This is a genomic window from Mesorhizobium sp. M0408 (assembly GCF_040321495.1).
In the GTDB taxonomy this organism is placed as follows: domain Bacteria; phylum Pseudomonadota; class Alphaproteobacteria; order Rhizobiales; family Rhizobiaceae; genus Mesorhizobium.
This window is the reverse complement of sequence record NZ_JAMYRO010000034.1, coordinates 21008-32677: the sequence shown is the minus strand read 5'-3', so window position 1 is coordinate 32677 and position 11670 is coordinate 21008. Positions and strand designations below refer to the sequence as shown.

Here is an 11670-nt window from a genome sequence, read left to right as displayed (position 1 = left end):
GTCAGGGTGTGCGCAAATGCCATCGCCGGGCCATAAAGACTTGAAATGCGTCAGCCGTCGGTTACACCCGTCGGGCGATTTTGTCGGAATGGAAGCATACGGGGCGATATGCCATCACCTTTGATCCGACGCGGAATATGGGCGATCGGCGCAGCCGTCATCGTCATCGCGCTGGTTGTCGCAGCCTTGCCGTTGATCGCCTCGACCCGCATCGTACGCGACCGTATCGCGTGGGAAATGAGCGCGTGGAGCGGTTTCCGGGTCACCATCGACGGCGCGCCGCGTATCGAGGTCTGGCCGAATTTCCGGGCGATCCTGAGCGACGTGACGCTGTCGCAATGGACAGAGACGGATGCGCCGCCCGTGGTCTGGGCCGAACGGGTCGAGGTCGACCTCTCAGCGATGGCGGCGCTGCGTGGCGATGTGATGTTTTCGACGGCGCGGCTGGTACGACCGACGATCCGGGTTCAGCGTACCGCGAGCGGGTTTTTCCTGCCTGCGATTCCCAGCGGCGGGCGCATTACGCGTTCGATCGATGCTGCCCGCGCGGTGATCAACACAAATCCCGCCAAGCCGGATCTCGGCAAGCTGCCGACAGATCCGTTCGGCACAGTCGAGTTCAGGGACGGCCGCGTAGTGGCTGCCATCGGCGGCAAGGACCAGGAGATATTGAGCAGCCTGAGCGGCCAGGCGAACTGGGCCGCGATGAACAGCAATGCGACGCTGTCGGCGACCGGGATATGGCGCGGCGAAAGTGTTGCCATCGACGCCGCATCGCCGAACCCGCTCGTGCTGTTTGGTGGCGGCACAGCACCGGCTACATTTTCCTTCAAGGCGGCACCGGCCAGTTTTTCGTTCGACGGCCGCGCCAGCATGTCGGAGAACGGCTATTTCGACGGCCAGGCAAAATTCGCCGCACCTTCGCTCCGACGCGTGCTCGAATGGTCGCAGGCCGGCATCGCGCCCGGTGCCGCAATCGGCTCGATCTCGGTTTCAAGCAAGATCACGGCGACGGCCGGGCGCGTCAAATTTGAAAACACGGCCCTGACCCTCGACAACAACCCGGGAATGGGTGCGCTGGACTTCACCTATGGTGAGGCACTGCCGGTGATCTCCGGCACACTTGCCTTCGATACGCTCGACCTCAGATCATTTCTCTCCGCCTTTACGCCGGTACCATCCGCCGGCGGCACCGGCCCGGGCGAAATCGACACAAGCTTCGCCGACCGGATCAATCTCGATCTCAGGCTGTCGGCGGCGCATGCCACCGCCGGCGCCATCCAGCTTGCCGACGTCGCTGCCACTGCCCAGGTCAAGAACGGCCTTGCCGCCTTCGACATCTCGGATGCATCCGCCTTTGGCGGCAACGTCCAGAGCAGCGTCCGTTTCGACCGCAAGCCCGCCGGCACGGAAGTCGAGATCCGGCTGCTTGCTTCCGATATCGACGGCGGCGCTTTCGGCACCGCGGCCGGGATGACGCGGCTGGTGCCGATCGGCACTGGAACCGTTTCGGTCATCCTCAAGGGGCCTGGCAGAACCTGGGACTCGATTTTCGAAAACGCCAATGGCTCGCTGTCCGCGACGTTCGGCGCGGGTGCGCTGAGCCGGCTTAACCTGCCGGCGTTCCTCAAGCACACCGAACAGGGCGGATTCTTCGCGCTGGACGACGTCTCGGACGGAACGCTGCCGATCGACGGGGCCGAGCTCAAGGCGAGCATTTCGAACGGCGTGGCGCGTATCGACAAGGCCGAGGTGAATTCCGCGCAATACAAGATCTGGCTTTCCGGCATCGCATCCTATGCCGGACGCGGGCTGGCGCTGTCCGGCGGCATCGTCCAGCCGAGCCAGGCTGCCACGCAGACGAATGGCCAGCCGCCCAAGCAGTCGTCGTTCTTCGTCGGCGGCACGTGGAGCACGCCGTTCATCTCGCCGATAAGCCGCGGCGTTTCGGGAGAGTAGCGAGCCTTCAACCTCGCTGCGCGGCCTGCTCGTCGCGCTGGCGCTGCACCTCGCGGCGTTTGTTTGCGAGCGAAGCGATGATCACGCCAACTGCGACGACCGCGATCAGGATGGTGCACGCTGCGTTGATTTCCGGCGTCACGCCAAGGCGGACCTGGCTGTAGATCTTCATCGGCAGCGTCGTGGCGCCGGGTCCCGAGGTGAAGCTGGCAATAACCAAATCATCGAGCGACAGCGTGAAGGCCAGCATCCAGCCGGAGACGATAGCCGGCATGATAACCGGCAGCGTGATCTGGAAGAAGGTCTTCACCGGTGGCGCACCGAGGTCCATCGCGGCCTCTTCCAGCGAACGATCGAACGTGATCAGGCGCGACTGAACCACCACCGCAACGAAGCACATGGTTAGCGTGGTGTGGGCAAGCGTCACCGTCAGAAAGCCGCGGTCGAGGCCGACGGCGACGAAGAGCAGCAGCAGCGACAGGCCGGTGATGACTTCCGGCATGACCAGCGGCGCAAACACCATGCCGGAAAACAGAAGCCGGCCGCGAAAGCGCGTGTAGCGTGTCAAGGTGAGCGCCGCCAGCGTGCCAAGCACGGTCGCCACGCTTGCCGAGATGACGCCGACGCGGGCCGTCACCCAGGTGGCGTCCATCAGACCCCGGTTGTGGAACAGCGACACGTACCATTTCGTCGAGAAGCCACCCCAGACGGTGACCAGCTTCGATTCGTTGAAAGAGAACACAACGAGCAGGACGATCGGCAGGTAAAGAAAGGCAAAGCCGAGCACGATCGAAATGATGTTGAAGCGGCTCCAGGTCGCGTTCATTGGTCCTGCTCCTGGGCGCGCGCCTGGGCTCGCTGGAAGAGCATGATCGGCACGATCAGCAGCAGCAGCAAGATGACGGCAACGGCGGACGACACCGGCCAGTCGCGGTTGGCGAAGAACTCGTTCCACAGCGTCCTGCCGATCATCAGCGTCTGCGAGCCGCCGAGCAGGTCGGGAATGACGAACTCGCCTACGGCTGGAATGAACACCAGCAGGCAGCCGGCGATGACGCCGGGCAGCGACAGCGGAAAGGTGATCTTCCAGAAGGCGCTGGTCGGCGGACAGCCGAGATCCTTGGCGGCCTCGATCAGCGTATGGTCCATTTTCTCCAAGGACGAATAGAGCGGCAGCACCATGAACGGCAGATAGGAGTAAACGATGCCGATGAAGATCGCCGTATAGGTGTTGAGGATGATCAGCGGCTGGCTGATGATGCCGGTGGCGAGCAGCAGCTGGTTGAGCAGGCCCTCGGGCTTGAGGATGCCGATCCAGGCGTAGACACGGATCAGGAACGAGGTCCAGAACGGCAGGATCACCAGCATCAGCAAGGTCGGGCGAATCGTCGCCGGGGCGCGCGCCATGCCATAGGCTATGGGATAGCCGACCAGCAATGTCAGGACCGTCGAGATGGCGGCGACGATGACGCTCGTCACATAGGCATTGAAGTAAAGCGCATCCTGCGTCAGCCAGGTATAGTTGTCGAAATTCAGCGCGCCGAATTCCGAGATAAACCCGGAAATGCCGCTGCGGAAATCGAGCACCGGCGTGTAGGGCGGCATGGCGATCGCAGTCTGCGACAGCGAAATCTTGAAGACGATGATGAAAGGCACGAGAAAGAAGAACAGCAGCCAGAGGTAGGGGACGATGATGACGAGCCGGCTAACGAAGGCCGCTCCCAGCCTGACCAAGCCGGATTTGCCGGCAGCGCTTGCCGGAGAGCTTGTTGCGGCGGTGACAGCGGACATGATCAGTCCCTACCGTGTCAGGACGACGCCGGCGTCGGGGCGGAAAGAAACCCAGGCGCGGTCGTTCCAGGTCAATGGGTCCTCGGTGAGGCGTGCCGCGTTCATGGTGCTCGCCCGCACCACCTGACCGTCGTCCAGCCTGACGTGATAGACGGTCATGTCGCCGAGATAGGCTATGTCGTAGACCTCGCCCTCGATGGCGTTGACGGCACCGGCCGGTTTCGTGGAGGACACCTTGATCTTCTCCGGCCTGATGGCGAAGGTGACGGATGTTCCGGCGGCGGCACTGCCGGCATTTTCGGTCCGGATGGTGATGCCGTTGCCGGCATCGATGCTCGCGCTGCCGGCCTCGCCAGCCGCGATCTTGCCGTCGAACATATTCACATTGCCGACGAAGCCGGCGACGAAGCGGGAACCCGGCGCCTCGTAGACCTCCGCCGGCGTCGCCACCTGCATCACCTCGCCCTTGTCGATGATGGCGATGCGGTCGGCCATCGTCATCGCCTCTTCCTGATCATGGGTGACGACGACGAAGGTGAGGCCGAGGTTCTGCTGCAGGTCCATCAGCTCGAACTGGGTTTCCTCGCGCAGCTTCTTGTCCAGCGCACCAAGCGGCTCGTCGAGCAGCAGGACTTTCGGCCGCTTGGCCACCGAGCGCGCGAGCGCGACGCGCTGGCGCTGGCCACCCGACAATTGGTGCGGTTTGCGCTTGGCGAACTGCTCGAGCTTGACCAGCTTCAGCATCTCGGCGACGCGCTTGTCGATGTCGGCCTTGGCCATGCCTTCCTGCTTGAGGCCGAAGGCGATGTTGTTCTCGACCGTCATGTGCGGAAACAAGGCGTAGGACTGGAACATCATGTTGACCGGCCGCCGGTAGGGCGGAATGCCGCGCAGGTCCTGGCCATCGAGCAGGATGCGGCCGGCGGTCGGCTCCTCGAAGCCGGCGAGCATCCTGAGCAGCGTCGATTTCCCGCAGCCTGAGGCCCCGAGCAAGGCAAAGAATTCGCGCTCGAAAATGGTCAGCGACAGGTTGTTGACCGCTGTGAACTCACCGAATTTCTTGGTGACGTTGTCGAACTGGATGTATGGCTTGGCGTTCGGATCGTTCCATGGCGCAAAATCCCTGCGGATGCTGCCAAGCGATTTCATGTCCCACTCCGTCCTGCTGCTTGCCCCATGAGAAAGCGGCCCGGCAACGGCTGCCGGGCCTGGTCAGATTGCTATTGGCCGGTGACGATCTTGGTCCAGGTGCGAGTGATGATGCGCTGGGTCTTGGGATCGTAAGGCGATACGGTGTAGAGCTTCTGCAAGGTGGCTGCATCCGGATAGATCGCCGGATCTTCCAGGATCGCCTTGTCGATGAACTGCTGCGAAGCCTTGTTGCCGTTGGCATAGAGCACATAGTTCGACGATTTGGCGATCACTTCGGGCTTCATCATGTAGTTCAGGAACTCATGGGCTTCGGCGACATGCGGCGCATCGGCCGGGATCGCCATCTGGTCGAACCACATCTGGGCACCTTCCTTCGGCACGGAGTAGCCGATCTCGACGCCCTGCTTGGCTTCGTCGGCGCGGTTGCGGGCCTGGAAGACGTCACCCGACCAGCCGACCGCCAGGCAGATGTCGCCATTGGCAAGGGCGTTGATGTATTCGGAAGAGTGGAACTTGCGGATATAGGGCCGGACCTTCAGCAAGGTTTCTTCGGCCTTGGCAATCTCATCGGGCGACGTGCTGTTTGGATCGAGGCCCAGATATTTCAGTGCCGCCGGTATGATGTCGGCCGGCGAATCCAGCACATAGACGCCGCAGTCCTTCAATTTGGCCAGGCTTTCGGGATTGAAGAACACGTCCCAGCTGTCGATCTTGTCGGTGCCGAGCGCTGCCTGCACCTTCTTGATGTTGTAGCCGATGCCAACCGTACCCCACATGTAGTTGATCGAATATTCGTTGCCGCGATCATATTTGGCGGTCCGTTCCATGACCGTGTCCCACATATTTGAAATGTTCGGCAGTTTCGACTTGTCGAGCTTCTGGAACACACCCGCCTGGATCTGGCGTGCAAGGAAATTGCCGCTGGGCACGACGACATCGTAGCCGCTGCCGCCGGCGAGCAGTTTCGTTTCCAGGATCTCGTTGGAATCGAAAGTGTCGTAGACGACCTTGATGCCGGTTTCCTTGGTGAAGTCGTCGATGATCGAACTGTCGATATAGTCCGACCAGTTGAAGACGTTGACGACGCGATCCTCGGCATGCGCGCCCAAGGTGAAAACTGCCAGAAACGCCGAAGTCGCCGAAAGCCAGAGCGCTTTGCGGGTCATGCTATTCTCCTTTGATGAGTGTTCCGTCGCCAGCTCGTCGCGGCGTCCGCGCGGCTGGGCATTTGCTTCAAGGTATTGGGCTTGCAGGCAGGCGACAAGCGCGAATTGCCGGCGCCATTATCGTTCGGCGGCGAGCCGACAGCGAAGACCTGGCGTGGCGTTGGTGGTGTTCCGACGCCGTCGGAAGCTTTCGCTACGGCGCGGGCAGGGAGACGACGATATTGTCCGGCCTCGATGCGGCCGGCATGGAGACTTGGCAAGATACGCCTGTCTTGTTGTTGCCGTGATCGCAGCCTGCCCGCGCGGCTGCAACGTTGTCAATGGTTCATCTCGCTTTGACGCGCGCACTGCATCAATTAGGTGACGGCACACCGGTGACGCCCGCTCGCGCGGGCCGCGTCTGACGCTTGAACTCGAGCCCGATATGGACGAGCAGCGCGGTGACCACGACCGCACCGCCGACGATGGTGCGCGCCGACGGCACCTCGGAATGGATGAGCCAGACCCAGATCGGGCCAAGGATCGGTTCGAACGTGCCGAGCAGCGCCGCGACGGCGGCCGGAACAAGCCGGGCTCCGGTGGCGAAGAAGGCGAGACCGAGTCCCAGATTGATCACGCCAAAGGCAAAGAGGAAGCCCATATCGTGACTGGAGACGCCCAGCGCCGACGCCTGCGATGCCGCAAAGGCGGCCGCCAGCATCGTGCCGAGGCAGGTCGCTGGCGTCATGCGCACATGGGCAAAGCGGCGCGTGATGACGGTGGCGATCGAGAACATGACAGCGATGAGCAGCGCCAGCCCGTCGCCGATCGGCGACACCGCGCCATCGAGCGATTCCGACACCATGATGGCGACGCCGACAATGACGGCGGCGATCGCCACCCAGGTCGCCACCGCCACCCGTTCGCGAAACAGCGCCCAGGCAAACAGCGCCGCCAGAAGCGGCACGCCGGCCTGCATCAACAGGATGTTGGCGACCGTGGTATAGGCAAGCGCCACGACGAAAGAGGTCGACGCCGTGGCGAAGCAGAACGCCACCGCAAGGCCGGCCAGGCCCATGCCGCGAAACAGCTTCAGCGTGCCACGCCAGCCGTCGCGCCAGACCATGAAGCAGAGCAGGAAGGCGGCGGCCCAGACCGAGCGCCAGAACACCACCGTCCAGCTGTCGGCGTTGTCGATGAAGCGCGCAATGCTGCCGCCGAAGCTCCACATCAACGCCGACAGGAATACCAGCAGGAAGCCGACGCGTTCCCCTTGCGGCGACACGATCGGCGAAGCGGCAACCGGAGATGATGCGGTATCGGTCATGGGTACGACTGTCGGCGAATTCGGAGCAGCACGATGTGCAATGGACGACAGAGACGTGCCTAATTCGCGTAACGCAAAGCAGAAGGCCGGGCGTGATCCAGTTCGATGTTCCGTTTGGCGCACTGATGAGGGCGCCTCGCCCCTCGCCCGGCGATGATCCGAGGCGACCTGTCGATGATGCGTTACGAGGTGCTCTTGTTGCCGCGGATAAAACGCCAGAGACCGGCCAGCGGAATCAGCAGGAGCAGGCCAAACTTTTTCAGCGCGATCAGCGCCACGAGCAAAAAACCTGCTTTCGCCGCCAGCTTGCCGGCAATCAGGCCACCGACGCCAATCGCCGCAACCGTATCGACGCCCGGCACGAAATCGGCGTATGTCTTGCCGGTATTGAAGTCCGCGAGGCCAAGCACTTCATCCAGGCTTTGCCTTATCTCCGGCAATTGTTCCACCGTCGCGATATAGCTCATCACGAAGACGCCCTCCCTGCCAAGGAAACGGACGTCGTAGTTGAGCGTATGGGCGGCATCGTTGCCAAATTGCAGCTCCTTGGCCCAGTGCAGGCGCTTGTGGGCCGCATCATAAACGGGCGGCGACGCCCAGCCGATCAGCGTAATGGGCGCATAGCCATCCTTTACCCTCTGATCGTTGCCGGACAGAGTGTCTGACTGCATGTTGCGCAGCAGTTCATTGTAATCGATGGACGCGGCGTCGCTGTCGTCGACGTAACCGATCTTTTCCCAGCGCAGCTCTATCCCCCAATTGTTGTCGGCAATGGGATCATGGGAGACTGGAAAGATCATGCCGAGGGCATCGGAACCAGAGTCGGGCGGATTGCCCCAGGCTTCGGTGAGGACGGAGAGCGTGTCCTTCTTGTCCAGAAAATAGAACTTGTCCTTGAGGTCGAGATGGATGCCTTCGGCAAGATTTATCGCGCCGGTCTTCGGATCGATCTTGTCCAGGAACGCCTTGCCGGCATCATTGTAGTGTTGATAGGAATTGAAGAAATCCGAGGACTTTTCAGCCAATGCGGGATCGGCCGAAAACGCGAGCGCCAAGCCAAGCCAAAAAACTGTCCTGCCCATCATTGATCCCCCGACCGTTGCGCAGTTCTTTTTTTGATACCGTACCGTCAATGCTGAATCAATATTCGGCTGAATCAATATTTTGGCTGAACCAATATTTTGGCCGGCAACCGCGAACCAGCTTACTGGTTGCCGCCGCAGGAACAGATGAGGTCCTTTGGTCGAAGATTCAGCCGCAATATTGCTGGAGCCGAATCACTGGAAATCGAACGCCGACAGTCCCGTGACCATCTCGTCGAGGCCGAGCGGGCGTGTAACGGGTGGCTCGGCGCGGGCGAGGCAGCCGATGCGTTCGCACAGCCGGCAGGCAGGGCCGACCGGCGTCGCCAGCGCAGCGGCGCTCTGTCCGGTCTTGCCGATGGCGGCCGGCCCCGGCAATGCCGCTCCATAGACGACCTCGTCGCGAAAACCGATGTCGCAGCCGAGCAGCAGCGCGGTGCGCCGCGGGCGCTCGGCAAACGAGCCCTGCGGCCCTTCGAGCGTGCGGGCCATGCAGAGGAACGCCGCGCCGTCGGGCATTTCCACTGCCTCGACCAGGATCTGGCCGGGCTGGGCGAAGGCGGCATGGACCGGCAGCTTCGGACAGCCGCCGCCGAAGCGGCTTTGCGGAAAGCCGTGGCTGCCCGCCTTGCGGAACCGATTGCCGGCACTGTCGACCTCGAGCATGAAGAACGGCACACCCGACGCACCCGGCCGCTGCAGCGTGGTCAGCCGGTTCGCCGCCTGCTCGAAGGAAACGCCGAAGCGCGACCGCAACATGTCTATATCGTAGCGGGTGCGGACCGCAGCGGCGTGAAAAGGCTGATAGGGCATCATCAGAGCGTGCGCGGCATAGCGGCCGAGCTCGAAACGCGCCAGCCGGCGGGCTTCGTCCGTGGTCAGCTTCAGCGCCTGGATCTCGGCGGCGACAGCGACGCTCATGCGGATCAGGCAGGCCTCCATAGCCACCTCGCGCAGCTGATCGAATGGCGACAGGCGCTCGGACAGGAACAGGCGTTGCGAGTGACGGTCATAGCGACGCCGCCAGTTGGGCATGGTAGCGACCGGCAGTACCTTAACGACGATGCCGAATTCACGCCGCAGCCAAACCTTCAACGCACTGAACAGATCGTCGCCAGGATCGAGCACCGACGTGAATGCCTCGGCTTCCTCTTCGAGCGCGGCAAAATGGTTCGGCCGGCGTTCGAAAATCTCATGCACCTCGTCGATCGGCAGCCGGGCACCGGAGAGTGCGGTGGCCTTGCCCTCACGCGCGAGCAGCTCGTTGAGATCCGACAATCGCTCGGCCTGCTCGCGATAGGCGCGAAACAGTTTTATCACAGCGGCGGAAGCGTTGGGCGCCGCCTCGGCAAGCTCGATGAGTTCCTGGTCGCCCGGCAGTTCGCCGGCCAGCAACGGATCTGAAAACACTTCCTTCAAATCGGCGACCGATCCCCGCGCCTCGCCCTGCAGTTCGTGCGGGTCAACCTTGTAGACGGATGCCAGCCTCAGGATCAGTTGCACCGTCAGCGGCCGCTGGTTGCGCTCGATGAGATTGAGATAGGACGGCGAGATGCCGAGCCCTTCGGCCATCGCCGTCTGGGTCAGCCCCTTGGCGTTGCGGATGCGACGAATGCGCGGCCCGGCAAAGATTTTGTGGTCGGCCAATCGAGTTTCCTTGACAGAAATTTACATCCGCCGATGGCATGGCTGCCTTTACAATCATGACAGATTTACAGCTCTCATCAGTCAAACACAACACAGGTTTTCCCTTATTTTATGACTGATCAGGAGGTTTACCTCGCTTGCGTCGTGCCGACGTGTAAATGGTGTCACACATATGGCGCACATATTTTCCCTCTGCGACGCCTTCCTAAACCGGCATCAAAACCGCCTGGAGTGATCAATGACCGACTTTTACAACCTCGTCCCGTCGGCGCCGCAAGGCCGCTTTGATGGCATCGAAAGGCCCTATTCGCCGGACGACGTGAAGCGGCTGCGCGGCTCGGTGCAGATCCGGCAGAGCCTCGCCGAAATGGGGGCAAACCGGCTGTGGCAGCTCATCCATGAAGAGGATTTCGTCAACGCGCTGGGTGCCATGTCGGGCAACCAGGCGATGCAGCAGGTGCGGGCCGGGCTGAAAGCGATCTATCTGTCAGGATGGCAGGTCGCCGCCGATGCCAACACCGCTTCCGCCATGTACCCGGACCAGTCGCTTTATCCCGCAAATGCCGCGCCCGAACTGGTCAAGCGCATAAACCGCACCTTACAGCGCGCCGACCAGATCGAGACTTCGGAAGGCAACGGGCTGTCGGTCGACACCTGGTTCGCGCCGATCGTCGCCGACGCGGAAGCCGGCTTCGGCGGGCCGCTCAACGCCTTCGAGATCATGAAGGCGTTCATCGAGGCGGGTGCGGCCGGCGTCCATTACGAGGACCAGCTGGCTTCGGAAAAGAAATGCGGTCATCTCGGCGGCAAGGTACTGATCCCGACCGCCGCACACATCCGCAACCTCAACGCCGCGCGGCTTGCCGCCGACGTCATGGGCACGCCGACGCTGGTCGTGGCGCGCACCGACGCTGAAGCGGCAAAGCTCTTGACCTCCGACATCGACGAATGCGACCGGCCCTTCGTCGATTATGGCGCCGGCCGCACGGCGGAGGGCTTCTACCATGTCAGCAACGGCATCGAGCCCTGCATCGCCCGCGCCGTCGCCTATGCGCCCTATGCGGACCTGATCTGGTGCGAGACTTCCAAGCCCGATCTGGCGCAGGCCAGGACGTTTGCCGAGGGTGTGCGCAAGCACCATCCGGGCAAGCTGCTTGCCTATAATTGCTCGCCGTCTTTCAACTGGAAGAAGAATCTCGACGACGCGACGATTGCGAACTTCCAGAAGGAACTCGGCGCCATGGGTTACAAGTTCCAGTTCATTACGCTGGCAGGTTTCCACCAGCTCAACTTCGGCATGTTCGAGCTCGCCCGCGGCTACAAGGAGCGGCAGATGGCCGCCTATTCGGAACTGCAGCAGGCGGAATTCGCCGCGGAAGCCAATGGCTATACCGCCAGCAAGCACCAGCGCGAGGTCGGCACCGGCTATTTCGATGCCGTCTCGATGGCGATCACCGGTGGCCAGTCTTCGACCACGGCCATGCAGGGATCGACCGAGCGCGCCCAATTCAGGCCGGCGGCGGAATAGCAGACAAACAGAGGGAACGCCCAAACGGGCATGGCAACA

At 62.2% G+C, this 11670-nt stretch carries 9 protein-coding genes; 2 read left to right on the top strand and 7 right to left on the bottom strand.

Annotated features, from left to right (window positions below):
• Window positions 1–108 precede the first annotated feature (108 nt).
• On the top strand, window positions 109–1959 hold the full coding sequence (locus tag NKI67_RS28605; RefSeq protein ID WP_023677455.1) for an AsmA family protein: 1851 nt from the start codon (window positions 109–111) through the stop codon (window positions 1957–1959).
• Between the two features lie 7 nt (window positions 1960–1966).
• On the opposite strand, the gene NKI67_RS28600 is transcribed toward NKI67_RS28605, so the two are convergent.
• From NKI67_RS28600 to NKI67_RS28570, 7 genes are all read right to left on the bottom strand, one after another.
• On the bottom strand, window positions 1967–2785 hold the full coding sequence (locus NKI67_RS28600; RefSeq protein ID WP_023677454.1) for an ABC transporter permease: 819 nt from the start codon (window positions 2783–2785) through the stop codon (window positions 1967–1969).
• Entirely contained in the window at window positions 2782–3750 is a 969-nt protein-coding gene (locus NKI67_RS28595) for an ABC transporter permease subunit (RefSeq protein ID WP_031211982.1), read from the bottom strand. The genes NKI67_RS28600 and NKI67_RS28595 overlap by 4 nt, the downstream gene beginning before the upstream one ends.
• 9 nt (window positions 3751–3759) lie before the next feature.
• On the bottom strand, window positions 3760–4899 hold the full coding sequence (locus NKI67_RS28590; protein ID WP_023677452.1) for an ABC transporter ATP-binding protein: 1140 nt from the start codon (window positions 4897–4899) through the stop codon (window positions 3760–3762).
• Window positions 4900–4970: 71 nt separating this feature from the next.
• Window positions 4971–6068: a polyamine ABC transporter substrate-binding protein gene (locus tag NKI67_RS28585; RefSeq protein WP_023677451.1), complete on the bottom strand. Its 1098-nt coding sequence runs from the start codon at window positions 6066–6068 to the stop codon at window positions 4971–4973.
• Window positions 6069–6420: 352 nt separating this feature from the next.
• The gene (locus tag NKI67_RS28580) at window positions 6421–7374 is read right to left on the bottom strand and encodes a DMT family transporter (protein WP_023677450.1); all 954 of its coding nucleotides are present in this window, start codon (window positions 7372–7374) and stop codon (window positions 6421–6423) included.
• A gap of 182 nt (window positions 7375–7556) precedes the next feature.
• Window positions 7557–8534 (bottom strand): DUF2167 domain-containing protein, encoded by a 978-nt coding sequence (locus tag NKI67_RS28575; RefSeq protein ID WP_156937360.1) that lies wholly within the window; start codon window positions 8532–8534, stop codon window positions 7557–7559.
• A gap of 117 nt (window positions 8535–8651) precedes the next feature.
• On the bottom strand, window positions 8652–10103 hold the full coding sequence (locus NKI67_RS28570) for a helix-turn-helix domain-containing protein (RefSeq protein ID WP_023677448.1): 1452 nt from the start codon (window positions 10101–10103) through the stop codon (window positions 8652–8654).
• Between the two features lie 238 nt (window positions 10104–10341).
• On the opposite strand from NKI67_RS28570, the gene aceA reads away from it, so the two are divergent.
• A complete protein-coding gene (gene aceA, locus NKI67_RS28565; RefSeq protein ID WP_023677447.1) occupies window positions 10342–11631 on the top strand; it encodes an isocitrate lyase in 1290 nt (429 codons plus the stop codon).
• Window positions 11632–11670 lie beyond the last annotated feature (39 nt).